The sequence below is a fragment of the Streptomyces sp. MST-110588 genome (genome assembly GCF_022695595.1).
Taxonomy (GTDB): domain Bacteria; phylum Actinomycetota; class Actinomycetes; order Streptomycetales; family Streptomycetaceae; genus Streptomyces.
On the sequence record NZ_CP074380.1, the window covers coordinates 6,873,261 to 6,893,782 of the forward strand.

10 protein-coding genes and 4 pseudogenes are annotated in these 20,522 nt (G+C 73.3%); 10 read left to right on the forward strand and 4 right to left on the reverse strand.

The window, feature by feature from the left end; all coding sequences use genetic code 11:
• Nucleotides 1–46 precede the first annotated feature (46 nt).
• From KGS77_RS30115 to KGS77_RS30130, 4 genes and pseudogenes are all read left to right on the forward strand, one after another.
• Nucleotides 47–1,701 (forward strand): annotated as a pseudogene (locus KGS77_RS30115) (FAD-binding dehydrogenase).
• A 258-nt stretch (nucleotides 1,702–1,959) separates the two neighbouring features.
• The gene (locus KGS77_RS30120) at nucleotides 1,960–2,916 is read left to right on the forward strand and encodes a hypothetical protein (protein ID WP_242586276.1); all 957 of its coding nucleotides are present in this window, start codon (nucleotides 1,960–1,962) and stop codon (nucleotides 2,914–2,916) included.
• Nucleotides 2,917–3,088: 172 nt separating this feature from the next.
• The gene (locus tag KGS77_RS30125; protein ID WP_242586277.1) at nucleotides 3,089–4,816 is read left to right on the forward strand and encodes an APC family permease; all 1,728 of its coding nucleotides are present in this window, start codon (nucleotides 3,089–3,091) and stop codon (nucleotides 4,814–4,816) included.
• On the forward strand, nucleotides 4,813–6,819 hold the full coding sequence (locus KGS77_RS30130) for a primary-amine oxidase (RefSeq protein WP_242586278.1): 2,007 nt from the start codon (nucleotides 4,813–4,815) through the stop codon (nucleotides 6,817–6,819). Before KGS77_RS30125 ends, KGS77_RS30130 begins: the two co-directional genes overlap by 4 nt.
• Nucleotides 6,820–7,191: 372 nt before the next feature.
• On the opposite strand, the gene KGS77_RS30135 is transcribed toward KGS77_RS30130, so the two are convergent.
• Nucleotides 7,192–7,623: an SgcJ/EcaC family oxidoreductase gene (locus tag KGS77_RS30135; RefSeq protein WP_242586279.1), complete on the reverse strand. Its 432-nt coding sequence runs from the start codon at nucleotides 7,621–7,623 to the stop codon at nucleotides 7,192–7,194.
• 186 nt (nucleotides 7,624–7,809) lie between these two features.
• On the opposite strand from KGS77_RS30135, the pseudogene KGS77_RS30140 reads away from it, so the two are divergent.
• A pseudogene (locus KGS77_RS30140) lies at nucleotides 7,810–8,088 on the forward strand (hypothetical protein); the annotation flags it as partial.
• A 197-nt stretch (nucleotides 8,089–8,285) separates the two neighbouring features.
• Here KGS77_RS30140 and KGS77_RS30145 read toward each other — a convergent pair.
• Nucleotides 8,286–10,112: an AMP-binding protein gene (locus KGS77_RS30145; protein ID WP_242586280.1), complete on the reverse strand. Its 1,827-nt coding sequence runs from the start codon at nucleotides 10,110–10,112 to the stop codon at nucleotides 8,286–8,288.
• Between the two features lie 280 nt (nucleotides 10,113–10,392).
• On the opposite strand from KGS77_RS30145, the gene KGS77_RS30150 reads away from it, so the two are divergent.
• The gene (locus KGS77_RS30150; protein ID WP_242586281.1) at nucleotides 10,393–10,818 is read left to right on the forward strand and encodes a cytidine deaminase; all 426 of its coding nucleotides are present in this window, start codon (nucleotides 10,393–10,395) and stop codon (nucleotides 10,816–10,818) included.
• A gap of 64 nt (nucleotides 10,819–10,882) precedes the next feature.
• Here the strand turns inward: KGS77_RS30150 and KGS77_RS30155 are convergent, their stop codons facing one another.
• On the reverse strand, nucleotides 10,883–13,762 hold the full coding sequence (locus KGS77_RS30155) for an AfsR/SARP family transcriptional regulator (RefSeq protein ID WP_242586282.1): 2,880 nt from the start codon (nucleotides 13,760–13,762) through the stop codon (nucleotides 10,883–10,885).
• Nucleotides 13,763–13,994: 232 nt separating this feature from the next.
• Between KGS77_RS30155 and KGS77_RS30160 the strand changes: the two are divergent.
• The 4 genes and pseudogenes from KGS77_RS30160 to KGS77_RS30175 form a co-directional block, all read left to right on the forward strand.
• Nucleotides 13,995–15,107 (forward strand): annotated as a pseudogene (locus KGS77_RS30160) (amino acid permease); the annotation flags it as partial.
• A 258-nt stretch (nucleotides 15,108–15,365) separates the two neighbouring features.
• Nucleotides 15,366–16,949, forward strand: a pseudogene (gene cmdF / locus KGS77_RS30165) (tyrosine 2,3-aminomutase); the annotation flags it as partial.
• Nucleotides 16,950–17,052: 103 nt separating this feature from the next.
• Nucleotides 17,053–18,051 carry a hypothetical protein gene (locus KGS77_RS30170; protein ID WP_242586283.1) on the forward strand — a complete coding sequence of 333 codons (999 nt, stop codon included), beginning with the start codon at nucleotides 17,053–17,055 and terminating at the stop codon, nucleotides 18,049–18,051.
• Between the two features lie 10 nt (nucleotides 18,052–18,061).
• Entirely contained in the window at nucleotides 18,062–19,543 is a 1,482-nt protein-coding gene (locus KGS77_RS30175; RefSeq protein WP_242586284.1) for an MFS transporter, read from the forward strand.
• On the opposite strand, the gene KGS77_RS30180 is transcribed toward KGS77_RS30175, so the two are convergent.
• Entirely contained in the window at nucleotides 19,531–20,415 is an 885-nt protein-coding gene (locus tag KGS77_RS30180; protein WP_242586285.1) for a LysR substrate-binding domain-containing protein, read from the reverse strand. The two genes, KGS77_RS30175 and KGS77_RS30180, sit on opposite strands and share 13 nt — an antisense overlap.
• Nucleotides 20,416–20,522: the final 107 nt, after the last annotated feature.

Genomic DNA, 20,522 nt, shown 5'->3' on the forward strand with positions numbered 1-20,522 from the left:
GCACGGGGCCGGGCGTCCGCGGCACCTTCCGGCGAGGAGAGCAGAGATGGCCTACGACGCTGACGTGATCGTGATCGGAGCGGGACTGGCGGGTCTGGCGGCCACCGCGGAACTCGCCGAGGCCGGGCGCAAGGTGATCCTCCTGGACCAGGAGCCCGAGCAGTCCCTCGGCGGCCAGGCCCACTGGTCCTTCGGCGGTCTCTTCCTCGTCGATTCGCCCGAGCAGCGCCGGCTGCGGGTGCGCGACAGCCACGAGCTGGCCTGGCAGGACTGGCTGGGCACGGCCGGCTTCGACCGGGCCGAGGACCACTGGCCGCGCGAATGGGCCAGGGCGTACGTCGACTTCGCCGCGGGCGAGAAGCGCGCGTGGCTGCACCGGCAGGGCGTCCGGTTCTTCCCCGTCGTCGGCTGGGCCGAGCGCGGCGGCTACGACGCCACCGGACACGGCAACTCCGTACCCCGCTTCCACATCACCTGGGGCACCGGCCCGGGACTGGTCGCGCCCTTCGAGCGGCGGGTCCGGGCCGGGGTGGCGCGCGGCCTGGTCGAGCTGCGGTTCCGGCACCGGGTCAGCGGCCTGTCCCGCAGCGCGGGCGCCGTGGACACCGTCACCGGCGAGATTCTGGAGCCCTCCACCGCCGAGCGCGGCGCGCCCAGCGGACGCGAGGTGGCCGGCGCCTTCGAGCTGCGCGCCCAGGCGGTGATCATCACCTCGGGCGGCATCGGCGGCAACCACGAGCTGGTACGCGCCAACTGGCCCGAGCGGCTGGGCCGGCCGCCGGAGCGGATGCTGTCGGGAGTGCCCGCCCATGTGGACGGCCGGATGCTCGGCGTCGCCCGCAACGCCGGCGGCCGGATCATCAACCCCGACCGGATGTGGCACTACACCGAGGGCATCGACAACTGGAACCCCATCTGGCCTCAGCACGGCATCCGCATCCTCTCGGGCCCCTCGCCGCTGTGGCTGGACGCGCGCGGCAAGCGGCTGCCGGTACCGCTCTTCCCCGGCTTCGACACGCTCGGCACGCTCGAACACATCATGAAGACGGGCTACGACCACACCTGGTTCGTCCTCACCCAGAAGATCATCGAGAAGGAGTTCACCCTCTCCGGGTCCGAGCAGAACCCCGACCTGACGGGCAGGAGCGTGCGCGAGGTGCTCCGGCGGGCCCTGCCCGGGGCGCCGCGCCCGGTGCGGGCGTTCATGGACCGGGGCGCGGACTTCGTCGTGGAGCGCTCGCTGCCGGACCTCGTACGGCGGATGAACGCGCTCACCAAGGAGCCGCTGATCGACGAGGCCGCGCTGCGGCGCGAGATCACCGCCCGGGACCGGGAGATCAGGAACGCCTTCACCAAGGACCTTCAGGTGACGGCCATGCGCGGGGCGCGCAGGTACGCCGGTGACCGGCTCATCAGGACCGCCGCCCCGCACCGCCTCCTGGACCCGCAGGCCGGTCCGCTGATCGCCGTACGCCTGAACATCCTCACCCGCAAGACGCTCGGCGGGCTGGAGACCGACCTGTCCGCGCGGGTGCTGACCGAGGGGGCCAGGCGCTGCCGGGCGTGTACGCGGCGGGCGAGGTGGCCGGGTTCGGCGGCGGGGGCATGCACGGCTACCGCTCGCTGGAGGGCACCTTCCTGGGCGGCTGCCTCTTCTCCGGGCGTACGGCGGGGCGCGCGGCGGCGCGGGCGGTGTCCTGACGCACGCGCCGGGCGGCCGGACGGCGGGGCAGGGGAGACGACGGAGGCGCCGCCGGGCAGTTGAAGGGCGTACAACTTCCGGTGCGCAAGGGGGAGTTGGGGGATCCGGCCATTCTTTAAGCGGCCTTGACGCCGAGTGGCGCAGCGGGCTTTGCTGTGCGTGACGACCCGTCTGTGGTCCAGACCACAGACCTGCACGCATGAGCCCCGGACCACGGGGCGGCCGGAGGTGAAGCGCGTCGTGGAGAGCCCCTGTTCATGACCCCACCGCCACCTCCGCCCCCCTTGGGGCGCCCGCGCCGCAAGGACACCCTGGTGCTCACCCCGGCCCTCGACGACAGCCGGCTGGTCTCCGCGGTGGACGCGCTCACGCACGGCCGGTGGGCCCACGTCCGTACCCTCCTCGCCGAGACCGGCCAGGACTGGGACCGCCGCGGCCACCGGCTGGTGGTGCTCGCACAGGGCTCCACCAGCGCCGCCTGGGCCCGTGACTGGCGGCTCGCCGAACCCGACAGCGCCGACGCGGCGGCCCTCCTGGCCCTGTCCCACGTCCAGCTCGCCCTGCGCGGCAAGGAGAGCGAGGAGAGCGCCCAGGACGCCTGCCGGGTGGCCGCCCGGATGGCACCCGCCGACCCCACCCCCTGGCTGGGCATGCTGCTCCTGGCCCGCCGCAGGGGCACCGCCGACCAGCGTGAGCACGCCTTCGACCAGGTACGGGCCCGTCACCCCGACCACCACCACGCCCACCACCTGATGGCCGCCTGCCTGGCCGAACACCGGCCGGGCGACACCGGCGACCCGCTGCACCAGGTGTACGACTTCGCCGCCTGGGCCGCCGAACAGGCGCCCGCCGACTCGCCGCTGGCCATCCTGCCGGTGGTCGCGCACGCCGAGCGCTACCGCGCGCTGGCCGCCGCCGGGCTCCAGCCGCCGGATCCGGCCGCCTCGGGGCACTGGACCACCCGCCGTGCCCGCCAGGTCATGAAGGCCGCCTTCGACTGGTGGCTGGAATGGGAGGGCGAGGACCACCCGCGCGCCAAGGTCGACCTCAACTTCCTGGCGCACGCCAAGTTCCACGAGGGGAGGATGGCGGAGGCGGCGGCGCTCTTCGAACGCATCGGCCCGTACGCCACGGCGGCGCCGTGGTCCTACCCGGACCGCGACCCGCGCAAGGCGTTCCGGGCGGCGCGCGACCTGGCGCTGCGCTCCGCGTGAACCGCCCCGGCCCGTGATCCGTACCTCTGCCCCGGGCCCCCGCGCACCCCGGTCCCCGCCCCTCGCACCCCACACGCCATACCCCGCACCCCCGTACTCCGCACCCACCCCTCGCACTTCGTACCTCACCGGTCCCACCCGACGCTTTTGCATCCAGGGAAAGGAGCCCGCCATGCCGACGGGCAGTACGAGCAGCAGAAACCGGCCGAACGGGCCGGACAGACCGAAGGGCGCAGCAGCCGGCGGCCCGGGAACGGCCGGCGCCGCGGGCGGCATCAGTACGTTCAAGGGCCAGGAACGCGCCCTGCGCGCCGACCGCATCGGCACCCCCGGCCTGCTGCTGTCCGTACTGGCCGCCAGCGCGCCCCTGATGGTCGTCGCCGGCGTCATGGCCACCACGTACCAGGTCATGGGCATCGTCGGACAGCCGCTGCTCTTCGTCATCCTCGGTGTCGTCATGGCGCTGTTCAGCGTCGGGTACGCCGAGATGAGCCGGCACGTCCACAACGCCGGCGCGTTCTACGCCTACATCGCCCGCGGCCTGGGCGGCACGGCCGGGGCGGGTGCCTCGTTCGTGGCCCTGGCCGCCTACAACGCCCTCCAGGTCGGCATCTACGGGATCTTCGGCTTCGAGGTCGCCGGGCTGCTCGACCGGCACTTCCACCTGTCGGTCGCCTGGTGGGTGCCGGCCCTGCTCGCCGTCGTGGTCACCGGCACCCTCGGCGCCCTGAAGATCGACCTCAACGCCAAGGTGCTGGGTGTCCTCCTGGTCATCGAGGTGGCCCTGATCCTCGTCTTCGACATCGCCTTCGCCGCCGACCCCGGACCGCAGGGCCTGTCCGTGCGCGCCTTCGACCCCGCCACCCTCGGCGGCGCCGGCCTGGGCACCGCCCTGTGCTTCGCCGTCGCCGCCTTCGTCGGCTTCGAACAGGCCCCGGTCTACGCGGAGGAGACCAGCCGCCCGCAGACGGTCGTGGCCCGGGTGATGTTCCTGGCCGTCGGCTTCGTCGCCGTCTTCTTCGCCCTCAGCTCCTGGCTGATCGGCGTGGCCACCGGCCCGGACCACGTCGTGGCCGCCGCCGGGAAGGAAGGCCCCGGCCTGATCTTCTCGCTGACCGGGCCGCGCCTGGGCGCCGCCTTCACCGACGTGCTGCACGTCTTCTTCGTGACCGGCATCTTCGCCTCGATGCTCAGCTTCCACAACGTCGTGGCCCGCTACGTCTTCGCCATGGGCCGCGAGGGACTGCTGCCCGCCGCCCTGGGCCGTACCTCCAGGACCAGCGGCGCGCCGGCGCTGGGCTCCCTGCTCCAGACCGTGATCGCGCTGCTCGTCGTCGGCGGCTTCGCGCTCACCGACCACGGGCCGGCCGGCGACCCCACCACCCCCGTACTGAAGCTGTTCACCTGGGCCGGGAACGTGGGCGCGCTCGGCGTGATCGTCCTGATGACCACCGCGTCCGTCGCCGTCATCGCCTTCTTCGTGCGCCGTGGCGCGGGCCGCGCCCAGGGCTGGCGGCTGACCGCCTCGGCGCTCGCGGCGCTGTCCCTGCTGGCCGTACTCCTCTACGCCGTCAAGGACTTCGGTGTGCTGGTCGGCGCCGAGGAGGGGTCCGCGCTGCGGTGGGTGCTGCCCGCGCTCATCGGCGGTGCCGCACTGGCCGGACTGGTGTACGGACGCGTGCTGCGGGCCACCCGGCCGCAGGTCCACGCCCGCATCGGCCTGGGCAACGAGGCGTTCCAACTGGAGAAGGCCGCCAGCGCCGCGCCGCCGGCCGCGCCCCGGCACGGAGCGCCGCGCCATGCCGCCACGCGGCACACCACCACACCGGTCCGCCCCTCCGCGCAGCCCCCGAACCCTCCGCACACTCCGCACACGCCGCACAAGGAGAATCGACGATGACCCCGCTGCCCCTGGACCCGTCGCCCGCCGAGAAGACCGGTACCCCGCGGCCCCTCGACGCGCCGTCCACCCCGACGGCCGTTGCCCCGCACCCCCTGGACCCGCTCTCCGCCGAGGAGATCACCACCGCCCGCGCCGTTCTCGACCAGGCCGGTGAACTGAGAGAGACCACACGCTTCCCCCAGGTGCTCCTGGACGAGCCGGACCGGCACACCGTCACCGCCCACCGGCCCGGCGAACCGGTCACGCGCCGGCTGCGGGTGACCCTCCTGGACACCGCGACCGGCACCGCCCGCGAAGCCCTCGTCGACGTCACCGCGCGCACCCTGGTCTCCTGCCGGGAGCTGGACCCCGTGGCCGACGGCCAGCCGCCGATCCTCTTCGAGGAGTACGAGCGCTGCGAGGCGATCGTCAAGGCCGACCCCGGCTGGCGCAAGGCCATGGCCGCACGCGGCATCACCGACACCGGACTCGCCGTCTGCGCACCCCTGGCCGCCGGGAACTTCGGCCGGCCGCAGGAGAGAGGGCGGCGCATGCTGCGCTCGCTGACCTTCCTGTGCTGCGACCCCACCGACAACCCCTTCGCCCACCCGGTGGGCGGCCTGGTCGCCGACGTCGACCTCACCGAAGGCCGGGTCGTCCGCCTCCTGGACACCGGCGCCGTCCCCGTACCCGCCGAATGCGGACGCTACGAGGCCGCGTACCACCAACCTGCCCGTACGGACCTGAAACCCCTGGAGATCACCCAGCCTCAAGGCCCCTCCTTCCACTTCGACGGCCCCGTCCTGAACTGGCAGAACTGGCAACTGCGGGTGGACTTCAACGGCCGCGAGGGACTGGTGCTCCACCAGATCGCACACCGCGACGGGGACCGCCTGCGGCCGGTGCTGCACCGCGCCTCGCTCGCCGAGATGGCGGTCCCGTACGGCGAACCCGACCCCACCCGCAACTGGGTCTGCTACCTGGACGCCGGCGAGTACGGGCTCGGCCGCAACGCCAACGCGCTGCGCCTGGGCTGCGACTGCCTCGGCGAGATCCACTACCTCGACGCCGTCGTCTGCGACGACCACGGCCGGCCCACGACTTTGCCCAACGCCGTCTGCATCCACGAGGAGGACCACGGCCTGCTGTGGAAGCACAGCAACATGTTCGACGGTTTCGCCGCCGAGAGCCGCCGCTCCCGCCGCCTGGTGATCTCCTTCATCGCCACCCTGGGCAACTACGACTACGGCTTCTACTGGTACCTCTACCAGGACGGCACGATCGAGTTCGAGGTCAAGTCCACCGGACTGGTACAGACCGCGGCCACCGCACCGGGCACCCGCACCCCGTACGCCACCGAGATCGCCCCCGGCCTCCAGGCCCCCTTCCACCAGCACCTCTTCTGCGCCCGGCTGGACCCGGCGGTCGACGGCCACGCCAACACCGTCGAGGAACTCGACGTCCTGCCCCTGGAGACGGGACCGGAGAACCCGCACGGCAACGCCTTCACCGTCCGCGCCACCGCGATCACCGACTCCGCCCAGGCGGGCCGGACCGCCGACCCGGCCACCGGCCGCCGCTGGCGGATCACCAACCCCGCCTCCCTGAACCGGATGGGACAGCCGGTCTCCTACACCCTCACCCCGCAGCCCGGCCCCACCCTGCTGGCCCGGCCCGGCTCACCGGTCGCCGCCCGCGTCGCCTACGCCACCAAACACCTGTGGGTCACCCGCGGCCGGCCCGAGCGCCGCTACCCGGACGGCGACCACCCCAACCAGCACCCGGGCGGCGCGGGCGTACTCCAGTGGTCCGAACCCGGCGAGTCGCTGGAGAACACCGGGCTGACCCTCTGGCACATCTTCGGCCCCACCCACCTGCCCCGCCTGGAGGACTGGCCCGTCATGCCGGTGGACCGCTGCGGCTTCACCCTCAAGCCGACCGGCTTCTTCGACCGCAACCCGGCCCTGGACCTGCCCGGGGAAACCCCCGCCGGGCACTGCGGGCCGACGGCGCGGGAGTGACCTGCTGAACCCCAAGCCCCTCGGCTGACCGACCGCTATCGGCCTTGGGAGCGATTGAGGTCGGGGCGTACGCGCCTGGCGGGTCGGCTGATGGTTGATCGGTAGGCGGCTTGCGGGGTGAGCGCCAGTTCGGTGCTGGGCTCACGGCGGGTCGCCCACCGGGCGGAGCGGTCCACTCCGTACAGCTCGGCCGGCGCCCCGCCCCGACGCCGGCGCAGCGCCGATTCGCGAGCTGCCTGCCACTTGGCAGCGAGCTCTTCGCGCAACTCGCCGAAGGGCGCGCGGGAGATGCCCGACAGGGCAGGATGGGAACAGGCCGCACGGGCCCGGGCTTGTCTCACAACTCGCCCAGCCCGTGCGGCCCTTCTCAGGTCACCGGACGGACACTTCCGTGTTCTGGCAGGCAACCAGACGCCATAGCCCGTCCTCCTTGGCCATGACGTAGAGCGGGGTACCCGGGTTCCCGATCGGCTGTCCTTCCAGCGTCCAGTACTGCGCGTGAGCCTTGACCGCAGCGACATCGGGGCGGATGAACAGCACGTCCACCACCTCGTACGTGGCCGTCGAGTCCTTCATGGCACCCGGCAGCACCTGGTGGGTGAAGGCCGATATCTCATCGCGGCCGGTGAGGCGCTTGCCGTGGCCCGTCGTCCAGATCGCATCGGCCCGGAACAGGCCGACGAACTCCTCGGGGAGCTCGTTCTGCTGGGAGTGCTCAAGCGCGGCGATCACCTGCTTGATCGCTTCCGTCTCGGCTTCCTGTGTCTGCTGATCAATGACTGTCGTCTCCATGCCGATCATCATGGAACCTCAACTGGACTCGAGGTCAAGCCCGAACTCGGATCAATCGATCCCCAGCCCTTAAGGTGCACGTATGCGTTGATCCCCTGGGCGACGGCCCGGCGCCGCCGCGAACCGTGCGCGCGGCCCCACCGGCTGGGGCCGCCCGGTCGGCATACCCGCCATCACCCTCTCACCGGAGATCACGCAATGACTGCTCAACCCGCTCTGACGTACGACACGTTCATCGAACTCGCCACCGCCGATCCATCCGTCGTCGGCCTTGTCCTGAAGGGTTCCCGGGCCCACGACGGCATGCCCACCGAGCACTCCGACCACGACCTCTACGTCGTCCTCGCCGGCGACGCGGCAACGGAGCTCACCCGGTTCCAGGGGCACCGGACCCCGGAACTCGACCTCGTCATCGTCTCCCTCGACCAGTTCCGCGCCGCCGGAATGCCGGGGTTCGAGCGGTATGCCCTCGCCCGTGTCGAGGCCGCCGCCCGGCAGGCCGGACACGGTGCGGTGCTGGACGCCTGGGGCGAGGACCTGAAGCTGATGCGACCGCGACAGGTGTAGGGCGACGGGAATGCCGCACCGGCGCGGGGCGGGCGGGGTCCCGGCGCTCAGGCCCGGTACACAGCGGCCCGGTCCGGTTCCAGGCGTTCAGATCCGGTACAAGGCGCTCAGGCCCGGTACAAGGCGTCCACCTCCACCGCGTACGCGGCCTCGATCGCCTTGCGTTTGAGCTTGAGCGAAGGGGTGAGCAGGCCCTGTTCCTCGCTGAAGCGATGGGCCAGTATCCGGAACGTACGGATCGACTCGGCCTGGGAGACCAGGGTGTTGGCGGCGACCACGGCCCGCCGGATCTCGGTCTCCAGGTCCGGGTCGCGCACCAGCTCGGCGGGCCGCAGCTCCGGTTTGCCGCGCATCTTCAGCCAGTGCGCGACCGCCTCGGGGTCCAGCGTCACCAGCGCCGCGATGTAGGGGCGGTCGTTGCCGACGACGATGCACCGGTCGACCAGCGGATGGGCCCGTACGCGTTCCTCCAGGGCCACCGGGGAGACCGTCTTGCCGCCCGAGGTGACCAGGATCTCCTTCTTGCGGCCGGTGATCGTCAGATAGCCGTCCGCGTCCAGTGCGCCGAGGTCACCGGTGGCCAGCCAGCCGTCGCGCAGGGCGTCACCGGTGGCCTTGGGGTCGTTGAGGTAGCCGTGGAAGACCTGGCCGCCGCGCAGCCAGACCTCGCCGTCCTCGGCGATGTGCACGGTCGTGCCGGGGACGGGGGTGCCCACCGTGCCGAAGCGGGTCCGTTCGGGCGGGTTGGCGGTGGCGGCGGCGGTCGATTCCGTCAGGCCGTACCCCTCGAAGATCCGCACGCCCGCGCCCGCGAAGAACAGGCCCATCCGGCGCTCCATGGCCGAGCCGCCCGACATGGCGTGCCGCATCCGCCCGCCCAGCGCCTCGCGGATCCTGCTGTAGACCAGCTTGTCGTAGAGCTGGTGCTGCACGCGCAGTGCGGCGCTGGGCCCGGCGGCGGTGCCGAACGCCTTGTGCTCCAGCGCCTCGGCGTAGCGCACCGCCACCTCCACCGCCTTGTCGAAGGGGCCCAGCCGCCCCTCCGCCTCGGCCGTGCGCCGGGCGGCGGCGAAGACCTTCTCGAAGACGTAGGGGACCGCGAGGATGAAGCTGGGGCGGAAGGAGAGCAGGTCCGGGAGGAGCGCGGAAGCGGCGAGGCTGGGCTGGTGGCCCAGTTTGACCCGGCCGCGTACGGCCGCGACCTGGACCATCCGGCCAAAAACATGCGCCAGTGGCAGGAAGAGAAGGGTGGAGGGCTCGTCAGCGGGGCGGGCGCGGAAGACGCTCTCGTAGCGCCGGACGACATTGTCGGCCTCGGCCATGAAGTTGGCGTGGGTCAGGACACAGCCCCTGGGCCGGCCGGTGGTGCCGGAGCTGTAGACGACCGTGGCGGGCGCGTCCGGGGTGACGGCCATACGGTGGCGGTGCACCATCTCGTCGTCCAGGTGGGCGCCGGCCGCGGACAGTTCGCCGACCGGGTCGCGGTCGAGCTGCCACAGCCGGGCCAGCCGCGGCAGCCGGTCGATGACCGAGCCGACGGTCATCGCGTGGTCCTCGTGCTCGACCACGCACGCCGAGACCCCCGAGTCGTGCAGCATCCACAGCACCTGATCGGCCGAGGAGGTCGGATACAGCGGTACGGGCTGGGCGCCGACGGCCCACAGCGCGAAGTCGAACAGGGTCCACTCGTACCGCGTACGGGACATGATCCCGACCCGGTCACCGAAGCGGATCCCCTGGGACAGCAGCCCCTTGGCGAGCGCGAGGACCTGGTCCCTGAAGCCCGCCGCCGTCACCTCCCGCCAGCGGCCGTCGGCGTCCTTGACGCCGAACGCGACCCGCCCGGGATCGGCCTGGGCGTTCTCGAAGACGGCGTCCGCCAGCCCGCCGACTCGCGGTGCCGTCGCCAGGGGCGGGACGGTGAACTCGCGCAATGGCCCAGCTCCTCGTGGTGCTTTTCACAGGGCGGAGACCGTACCCCACGACGGCGGTGCGCGGGAGGGGCGTATCGCGGCGTGAACGGCCGGTCCGGACCTGGCCACCGGCAGAAAAGGGGGCAACCGCCGCAGAGCGCCGGAACGGGCCGGTCCGCCGGCCGTGGGATGATCACGGCATCGGTACGGAACCCGCACCGGATCTCCGCGACCGGACAGAACCGGGTAGAACCGGGGGACAAGAAGCCCCGAGAGAACCCGAGAGAAGGAGCGAGAGGCGATGACCGGCACCGGCCCCGCCGCGGACACCGGCACCCGGCCCGTGGACCACGCACTCGTGGCCGCCGCCACACACCTCGCCGAGACCGCCTGCCGGGGCGATCGGCACACCGTGGCCGCGGCGGCCCGCGCCCGGGACGGCCGCATCGTCACCGCCGTGAACGTCTACCACTTCACCGGCGGCCCGTGTGCGGAACTGGTGGTCATCGGCAACGCGGCGGCGCGGGGCGCCCACGAACTGGAGACGGTGGTCGCGGTGGGCGACCGCGGGCGCGGGGTGGTGCCTCCGTGCGGCCGGTGCCGGCAGGTCCTGCTCGACTACTTCCCGGACCTGACCGTCATCGTCGGTACGGGCGGCAGGCTGCGTGCCGTACCGGTGGGTGAACTCCTCCCGGAAAGCTACGTCTGGGCGGATCACCAGGAATGACGGCGTCGCCCCGGTGTCGCCCGGCGCCGCCTGCCGGCACCCGCCGACGCCCTCGTGCGCGGTCTCATGCCTCCGGCAGGCCGCGGCAGGGACCGTCGGACGAGGGGAGCAGGCCGGTACAGGGCCCCAGGGCCGGACCGGAGCCGGGGCCGGGGTCCGGGAGACCGAGGCGGGTACGGAGTTCATGGGCCTCGGGGGAGTTGAGGCTGCTGAGGATGCCGTGCGCCCGCTGCCAGTGCAGCCGCGCCTCCTCCCGCGCGCCGCGCGCCTGGTACGCCTCGCCCAGTACGGCCAGCGCCTGCCCCTCCAGCGGTACGTAACCCGCCTCCCGGGCCGCGTCCACCGCGTCCCGTACACGGGCGAAGGCATCCGAGAGCCGGCCCTGCCGCAGGTGCGTGGCGGCCAGTCCGATGGCCGCCTGGACCTCGCTCTGCCGGCAGAGCGCGGCCCGGGACAGCACCAGCGACTCCTGGTGGTGGCGCAGCGCGTCGTCCAGGTCGCCCCTGGCCCGGCAGGCGTCCCCCAGGTTGTTCAGCGCGATGGCCTCGCTGGCCCGCGCCCCGGTCTCCCGGTGGATGGCGATGGCCCGTACGTGGTGGTCGACCGCGAGGTCCAGGTGGCCCAGCCGGGCGTAGGCCATGCCCAGGTTGCCCAGGGTGATGGCCTCGCCCTCGCGCCAGGACAGGCGGCGGTGCGCGTGCAGCGCCTTGGTGAGGTAGGTGATGGCCTCGGGGCAGCGGGCGAGCTGGTGGCAGGCGTGGCCCAGGCCGTGGTGCATCACGGCCTCGGCCCGCTCGTCACCCGCCCGTTGCGCGGCGCGCAGTCCGGCGCGGGCCGCCGCCAGCCAGTCCGCGTACCGCCCGTGCAGCCAGAAGAAGCCGCGCAGCGCGTCGGCGAGCTGCCAGCTCGCCGCCAGCGGGCCGTGCACACCGGCGTGCTGGATGGCCGCGACCATGGAGGGCGCCTCGGCCTCCAGCCAGGCGCGGGCGTCCGCCTCACCGGCGAACAGCGGCTCGGGCACCTGGCCGGTTTCCGCCGTCCGCGCCGTTTCCTGGGGTGCGGGCAGCCGCAGAAAACCGGGGAAGAGGGTGCGTACCGCGGCGCTGGCGTGCCGGAAGTACCAGGTGTGCAGCCGGCCCAGCGCCGCCTCCCGCTCGTGCCGGCCCTCCTCGGCGTCCACCCGTTCGCGCGCGTACTCCCGCAGCAGGCTGTGCAGCGCGAACCGCCCCGGCCGCGGCTGCTGTACGAGATGGGCGGTGACCAGCGTGTCCATGGTGGCGGCAGCGGCCGGCAGCGAGGTGCCCCACAGCGCGGCGGCACCCGGCACCGGAAGGTCGGGGACCGGCACCAGCCCCAGCGCGCGGAACGCCGCGCGGGCCGGCGCCGGCAGGTCGGTGTAGGAGAAGCGGAAGGCGGCGCGCAGTGAGGCGGCGGGCTCGCCGAGCGGGGAGAGCCCCGACAGCGGCGCGCCGCCGTCCAGTTCGGCCACCAGGTGCGCGACCGAACGCGCGGGGTGGGCGGTGAGCCGGCCCGCCGCGATCCGCAGCGCCAGCGGCAGGCAGGCGCACAGCCGGGCCAGCTCACCGGCCGCGACGGGTTCGGCCTCGGTCCGCCCGTTGCCCGCCGCCCGTGCCAGCAGGGCCACCGCCGCCCGTGTCGATAGCAGGTCCACCTCCACCGGGATCGCGTCGTGGAAGGCCACCAGGTCGTGCAGGCTGCGGCGGCTGGTCACCACCACCGCGCAGGACGGCCCGCCGGGCAGCAGCGGACGGACCTGTTCGGCGGACTCGGCGTTGTCCAGCACCACCAGGACCCGCCGGTCGGCGAGCAGCGACCGGTAGAGCGCGGCGAGTTCCGCCTCGTCGGAGGGGACGTCCGCGGCCGGTACGCCCAGCGCGCGCAGGAACTGCGCCAGGACCTCCGCCGCGGGCAGCGGCGCCAGCGGCGACCAGCCGCGCAACTGCGCGAACAACTGACCGTCGGGGAAGCGCCCGGTGACGCCGTGCGCCCAGTGCAGCGCCAGCGCGGTCTTTCCCACGCCCGCGGTCCCGGACACCACGGCCACCGTGGGGCCGCCCTCCTCCAGCAGCGCGTCCAGCCGCCGCAGATGCTCCTCGCGGTCGGTGAAGTGCACCGTACCCGCCGGGAGCTGGCGGGGGACCACGGGCGGGCGGGGCGGTTCGGGGGCGGGCCGCGCCGGCAGGTCCAGGCCGGCGTCCGCGCGCAGCACGGCCATGGCCAGCCCCTGGAGCTCCCCGCTCGGCTCCAGCCCGAACTCCTCGGCCAGGACGGACCGGGTACGGCGGTAGGCCTCCACGGCCTCCCCCTGCCGCCCGCCGCGGTACAGCGCGATCATCAACTGGGCGGTGAACCGTTCCCGCGTGGGGTGGTCGGAGACCAGCCGGGTCAGCTCACCGACCAGCCGGCCGTGCCGCCCCAGGCGTAACTCGGCGTCGATCCGCCGCTCCTGCGCCGTCGTCCGCGCCTCCGTCCACACCGCGCACAACTGCCGGCGGGCCCGGTCCGTGGCGATGTCCGCCAGGATGTCCCCGCGCCACAGCCCCAGCGCCTGGTGCAGCAGCGCCGCGGCCTGCTCGTCGGGCACCTTCTCGGCCCGTTCCAGGAGCGACTGGAAGCGGTGGACGTCGATGCGCTCCGGGGCGATCTGCAGGACGTAGGCGTCGCCCCGGGTCCGCAGGCTCACGTCCGGCACCACCGCCAGTTCCCGCCGCAGCCGGGAGATGTGGCCGTGTACGGAATTGCGGGCGGTCGGCGGCGGCTCGTCGTCCCACAGCAGCGAGATCAGCCGGTCCACCGTCACCGGGCGGTTCGCCTCCAGCAGCAGGATTCCCAGGGTCAGCCGGCGCAGCCGCGGACCGAGCGCCGCGGCACCCCCCGCGGTGGCCGCCTCCAGAGTCCCCAGCAGTCGGAAGTCGAAGTCCACGTACCGGCCCCTTCCCGGCGCACTCCGCGCCCCGCCCCACAACCCCTTCCCGATCCTCGAACGGTAGCCCGAGTACCAGGTCGGCGGGACATCATTGGGAAATCAGCGCCGGTTGGCACGATGGGCGCGCCGCACCCGGGGAGAGACCCCGTCAGGGCAGCGGCGGGAAGGGGCCTGTGCTGTGCCGCGTGAAGAACTGCGCCGCTCGCTGCGGGTCCCCGACGGCACCGCGATGGCCGCCGGCGCGGTCCTGGGCCCCAGCGTGCTCGTCCTGCCCGCGCTCACCGCCCGTACCGCCGGTCCCGCCTCCCTGGTCGCCTGGGGCGCGATGTCCCTGTTCGCCCTGGCGCTGGCGGTGACGCTGGGACGCGCCGGGGCGCGCATCCCGCACGCCGGGGGCATCGTCGCCTACAGCCGGGCGGCGTTCGGACCCCGGCTCACCACGGTCACCGGCTGGTGGCTGCTGGCGTCCGTACCCTTCGCCGTGCCCGTCATCGCCCTGGTCGGCGCCCAGTACATCACCGCGTACTACGGGCTGGACGCGCGCTGGGCGGTGGCCGTCGCCGGCCTGCTGCTCGGCACCTCCTGCTTGCTCAACGCGCGGGGCCTGAAGCTGTCGGGCTGGGTGCAGGTGCGGCTGGTCGTACTGACCGGAGCGGTCCTGGTGGGCGTCTCCCTGCTGGGCCTGCCCAAGGTCCGCACCGAGCACTTCACCCCGTTCCTGCCGCACGGCTGGGGCGCGGTGGGCACCGCGGCACTGCTGATCTTCTGGTCCTACATCGGCTTCGAAATGGTCGTCCACCTCGCCGAGGAGTTCCGCCGCCCGGACCGCGACCTGCCGCTGAGCATGGCACTGGCCTCGGTGGTCCTCTCCGTCGTCTACTGCCTGTCGGCCGTGGTGACGGTGGGCTCGGGCGTGTACGCCGCGGCGGCCGGCCTGGCGCCGGTCAGCGCGCTGGCCGCGGACGCGCTGGGCCCCGCCGCCGGCGCGGCGACCGCCTTCTTCGCGCTGTGCTGCTCCTTCGTGGCGGTGCATACCAACATCGCCGGTTTCTCCCGGCTGATGTACGCCCAGGCCCGTGAGGGCCTGCTGCCCCGGAGCCTGGGCCGGCTGCACCCCCGGCACGCCACCCCGGCCCGCGCGCTGGGCGTCCTGGCCACGGTGTTCGCCCTGCTGCTCGTGGGCGTCGCCGTCTTCCGGCCCGGCCTGGAGGAACTCATCGCCTGGCCGAGCGCCACCTTCGTCGCCGTCTACCTGGTGGGCGCCACGGCGGCGTACAGGATCCTGCCCCGCACGGACCCCGGCCGGCTCGCCGCCGCCGTCACCGTGCTGGTGTGCCTGGCGATCCTGCCGTTCAGCCTGCCCGCCGTCCTCTACCCCGTGGGCATCGCCCTGCTGGGCGCCGCCCTGACCCGCCGATCCGCACGTGCCCGTAACGCATCCCCTAAGGCATCCCGTAACGCATTACGTACCGCAAAGGAGTTGGCCATGACCGGTCCCGCCGACCAGCCCATCGATTCCGCCACCCCTGCCGAGCCGGCCGACGGCACCGGCCACGGCGACCGGGCGGGGACCACCGCCCCGGACGGCCCCGCCGCGACCGTCGGCTTCGACGGCGAGAGCCTGCGCATCGCCGACGTCCGAAGGGTCGCCGAGGAACGGGTGCCGTGCGAAGTGACCGAGAAAGCGCTGGCCAGGGCGGCCCGCAGCCGGGAGATCTTCGAGGCCACCGTCCGCGACGACGTCCCCGTCTACGGCGTCACCACCGGCTACGGCGAGATGATCTACATGCTGGTGGACACCGCGAAGGAGGTGGAACTCCAGACCAATCTGGTCCGCAGCCACAGCGCCGGCGTCGGCCCGCTCTTCGACGAGCGGGAGTCCCGCGCCATCCTCGCCGCCCGCCTCAACGCCCTGTCCAAGGGCTACTCCGCGGTGCGCCCCGAACTCCTGGAGCGCCTGGCCCTCTACCTCACCGAGGGCATCACCCCCGCCATCCCGCAGATCGGTTCGCTGGGCGCCAGCGGTGACCTGGCACCGCTGGCGCACCTGGCCGCCACCGTGATCGGCGAGGGGTACGTCCTGAAGGACGGCAAGCGGGTGGAGACCGGCCCCGTCCTGCGCTCGCTGGGCATCGAACCGCTGCAACTGCGCTTCAAGGAGGGCCTGGCGCTGATCAACGGCACCTCCGCGATGACCGGCCTGGGCTGCCTGGTGGCCAGTGGTGGCATGGAGCAGGTACGGCAGGCGGAGATCATCACCGCGCTGGTCGTGGAGGTGCTCCAGGCGTCCGCCAGCCCCTTCCAGCCCGAGGGCCACAACCTGGCCCGCCCGCACCGCGGCCAGATGGACACCGCCGCCAACATGCGCGTCCTGACCCACGGCAGCCGGCTGCTGCGCGACCACAGCGACCTGCGGCGCGAGGCGCAGGAGAGCAAGCACGGCGGCGAGGGGGTGCACCGCACGGACGTCTACATCCAAAAGGCGTACTCGCTGCGGGCCATCCCGCAGATCCTGGGCGCCGTCCGCGACACCCTTTACCACGCCCAGGAGAAGCTGGAGATCGAACTCAACTCCGCCAACGACAACCCGTTGTTCTTCGAGGGCGAGGAGATCTTCCACGGCGCCAACTTCCACGGCCAGCCGATCGCGTTCGCGATGGACTTCACCACCATCGCCCTGACCCAGCTCGGCGTGCTCTCCGAGCGGCGCACCAACCGCCTGCTCAACCGGCACCTCAGCGACGGCCTGCCGGAGTTCCTGGTCGCCGGCGACCCCGGCCTGAACAGCGGCTTCGCGGGCGCCCAGTACCCGGCCACCGCGCTGGTCGCCGAGAACCGCACGATCGGCCCGGCCAGCACCCAGTCCGTGCCCTCCAACGGCGACAACCAGGACGTGGTGAGCATGGGGCTGATCTCGGCCCGCAACGCCCGCCGGGTGCTCGCCAACAACCAGCGCATCCTGGCCGTCGAACTGCTCGCCGCCGCCCAGGCGGTGGACATCGCCCGCCGGTACGACGGGCTGAGTCCGGTCGCCCAGGGCACGTACGAGGCCGTGCGGAGCCTGGTGCCCTCCTTGGACCACGACCGCTGGATGAGCGACGACATCGAGACGATCGCCGGGGCGCTGAGCGAGGGGGCGATCCTGCGGGCCGCCACCGACCGCGCCCAACTGCCGCTGCTGTAAGGGACCGGCGGCCCGAGCCGTCACCGACGAGAACACCGAGCCGCAGTACGAAGCGGTATGAGGCAGTACGAAGCAGTACGGACAGGAGTAGGAGTCGCGAAGCATGCCGGACGTAGAGACCGTCACGGGGCCCGTACCGCCGTCGGACCTGGGCCCCACGCTCCCGCACGAGCACGTCTTCATCAACCTCCTGCGGGAGTACCGGCAGGTCGGACTCCTCAACGACGAAGAGGAGATGCGCGAGGAGGTCGCCGCCTTCGCCGTGGCGGGCGGCGGCACCCTCGTCGACGTCACCACGGGGGAACTCACCGCGGGGGCCGCCACCGACCCGCTGGGCCTGTTCACCGGCCCGGCGGGCGGCGGGGGCAGCCAGGACGGCAGCCGTACCCCGGCCAACGTCGCGGCGCTGGCCCGGGTCGCGAAGGCCACCGGCGTCCACATCGTCCTGGGCACCGGCCACTACCGCGACCCGTACCTGGACCGCGACTGGTTCGACCGGCGCAGCGTCGCCGAGATCGGCGAACTGATCGTCCGCGACCTCACCGAGGGCATCCCCGGCACCGGCGGCGTACGCGCCGGGCTGATCGGCGAGACCGGCGCCGACGGCTGGTACATCTCCGCCACCGAGGAACGCTCGCTGCGCGCCGCCGCCCACGCCCAGGCGCGCACCGGCGCCGCCCTGACCACCCACGCCGCCCGCTGGCCCGTCGGCCTCCCGCAACTGGACCTGCTCACCGAGGCGGGCGCCGACCCCCACCGGGTGATCATCGGCCACTGCGACAAGGTCAACCTCCCCGAATACCACCTGGAACTGGCCCGCAGAGGCGCCTACGTCCAGTTCGACACGCTCCACGAGTGCCGCGCCGAGCGGGAGACCGCCAAACGGGTCGGCTACGTCATGAACCTGGTCCGGGCCGGCCACCTGGACCGCGTCCTGCTCTCCCACGACGTCTGCGTACGGGACCACCTGAAGTCCCGCGGCGGCGTCGGATACGACTTCCTGCTGACCGGTTTCGCCGCCGCCCTGTCCGACGCCGGCCTGGACAAGGAGGAGATCCGCCACCTGACCGAGACCAACCCGCAGCGCGCGCTGTCCGGATGAGGTGAGCGCCATGGCCGTCCCACGGACACCGGAGAGCGGCAAGCGGTCCGCGCCGCGCCAGGTCATCACCTCCAGCTACCTGGGCAGCGTCATCGAGTGGTACGACTTCCTGCTGTACGGCACCGCCGCGGCCCTGGTCTTCGACGACCTCTTCTTCCCCGGCCTGTCCGCCACCGCCGGCCTCCTGGCCTCCTTCGGGACCCTGGCCGCCGGCTACCTGGCCCGGCCGCTGGGCGGTCTGGTCCTGGGCCACTACGGCGACCGGGCCGGCCGCAAACCGGTGCTGGTGCTCAGCGTCGTCCTGATGGGCGTGAGCAGCTTCCTGATCGGTCTGCTGCCCGACTACCACCACATCGGGATCGCCGCGCCGCTGCTGCTGGTGCTGCTGCGGCTCGTCCAGGGCTTCGCGGTGGGCGGCGAGTGGGGCGGCGCGGCCCTGATGGCCATCGAGCACGCCCGGCCCGGACGGCGCGGTCTGTGGGGCGCGTTCGCGCAGATGGGCGCCCCCTCCGGGCTGCTGCTCTCCTCCCTGGTCCTGGCCCTGTTCAGCGCCCTGCCGGCCGAGCAGTTCCGGCAATGGGGATGGCGTATCCCCTTCCTGTTCTCCGCCGTATTGGTGGCGCTGGCGTACTACATCCGGCGCCGTATGGCGGAAAGCCCGGTGTTCTCCGCGGTCAACGGGGGTGGGAACACCGGGCACAAGCCCCCTCCGGCCCCGGGGTCGGGCCCGGTTCCGGTCTCCGTCTGGCGGACGCTGGTACACCGGCGCCGCGCCGCCCTGCTGGCGGTCGGCGTGGGCCTCGGCCCGTTCGCCGCCAACTCCGTCCTGATCGTCTTCGTCCCCGCCTACGCCAAGGACCTCGGCTACCCCCGGCCGACCGTCCTGACGGCCATGATCCTGGCCTGCGGGCTCTCCCTGCTGACCCTGCCCGCCTACGCCGCCCTCTCCGACCGGCTCGGGCGCCGCCCGGTCTACATCGCCGGCGCCCTGCTGCTGGGCGGCGCGGCCTTCGTGCTCTTCCCGCTGGTGGACAGCGGATCGCCGGTGCTGTTCGCGGTCGCGTACGTGCTGAGCCTGGCCGTGCTGCACGCCGCGATGTACGGGCCGATGGCGGCGCTGCTGGCCGAACTCTTCCCCACCCGGGCCCGCTGCACGGGTGCCTCCCTGGGTTACCAGGCCGCGTCCGTACTGGGCGGCAGTCTGGCTCCTTTGATCGCCGCCTGGCTGGTCGGCGTCGGGGACGGGAACGGCCGCAACACCCCGTTGGTCGCCGGGTTCATGGCGGCGACCTGCCTGGTCAGCGCGGTGTGCGCGGCGGCGGCGCCCGAGACCCACGAACGCCCGCTCGACGCGGAGGACGGCGCGGGCGGCGGGGACGGCGATGGCGGCGACGGCGACGGCGGCGGCGAGGACAGTCAAGGCGACGGGAACCGCAGGGACATCACGGGCGTCACGGACGCCGCCGGTCCGCCGCCCCCTCACGGCAGGTGAAGCCGGTCACCGCCCGCCAGGATCGCCTCCGCGAGCGCCTCGGCCGGACCGCCGCGCGGGCCGCCGGCCGAACCGCCCGCGCCGTCCCCCCGCCCGTACAGCAGCACGAAGTCCACCTCGCCCAGCTCCGGCAGCCCGGCCCGCTGCGGCACCCGCACCAGGCCGGGCGGGACCAGCCCGCGCGTGTGCGCCATGACGCCCAGCCCCGCCCGGGCCGCCGCGATCAGCCCGTTGAGGCTGCCACTGGTGCAGGCGATCCGCCACGGGCGGCCGTGCCGCTCCAGCGCCGCCAGCGCGCGGGCCCGGGTCACCGCGGGCGGCGGATAGACCACCAGCGGCAGCGGCGCCCGCGCGTCCAGCCGCAGCCGGTCGGCGGCGACCCACACCAGCCGGTCCCGCCACACCAGCCGTCCGCGCGGCCCCTGGGGGCGCCGCTTGGCCAGCACCAGGTCCAGCCGGCCGGCCGCGAGCCGCTCGTGCAAGGTGCCCGACAGCTCGACGGACAGCTCCAGCTCCACCTCGGGATGCGCCCGCCGGAACTCCTCCAGCACCTCCGGCAGCCGGGTCAGTACGAAGTCCTCCGACGCGCCGAAGCGCAGCCGGCCGCGCAGCCGCCTCCCGGTGAAGTGCCCCACCGCCCGCTCGTTGGCCTCCAGGATCGTACGGGCGAAGCCGAGCATCGCCTCGCCGTCCTCGGTCAGCTCCACGGTGTGGGTGTCCCGCGCGAACAGCCGGCGGCCGGCCGCCTCCTCCAGCTTCCGTACGTGCTGGCTCACCGTGGACTGCCGCAGTCCCAGGCGGTGGGCGGCCTGGGTGAAGCTCAGGGTCTGCGCCACGGCCAGGAAGGTCTGAAGCTGCGCCGGATCGAACACGGGGCCAGCCTAGTGCGCTCATCGCGATGTGTGATGGCAGTCAGCGCGATCAGAGGGGTTCCCGATCATCCTCGGGACGGGCAGGGTGGGAAACCGACACCGTACGC

Coding starts and splice junctions, on each gene's coding strand:
- KGS77_RS30120 (WP_242586276.1), top strand. CDS start 1,960: ATGACCCCACCGCCACCTCCGCCCCCCTTGGGGCGCCCGCGCCGCAAG.
- KGS77_RS30125 (WP_242586277.1), top strand. CDS start 3,089: ATGCCGACGGGCAGTACGAGCAGCAGAAACCGGCCGAACGGGCCGGAC.
- KGS77_RS30130 (WP_242586278.1), top strand. CDS start 4,813: ATGACCCCGCTGCCCCTGGACCCGTCGCCCGCCGAGAAGACCGGTACC.
- KGS77_RS30135 (WP_242586279.1), bottom strand. CDS start 7,623: ATGATGATCGGCATGGAGACGACAGTCATTGATCAGCAGACACAGGAA.
- KGS77_RS30150 (WP_242586281.1), top strand. CDS start 10,393: ATGACCGGCACCGGCCCCGCCGCGGACACCGGCACCCGGCCCGTGGAC.
- KGS77_RS30170 (WP_242586283.1), top strand. CDS start 17,053: ATGCCGGACGTAGAGACCGTCACGGGGCCCGTACCGCCGTCGGACCTG.
- KGS77_RS30175 (WP_242586284.1), top strand. CDS start 18,062: ATGGCCGTCCCACGGACACCGGAGAGCGGCAAGCGGTCCGCGCCGCGC.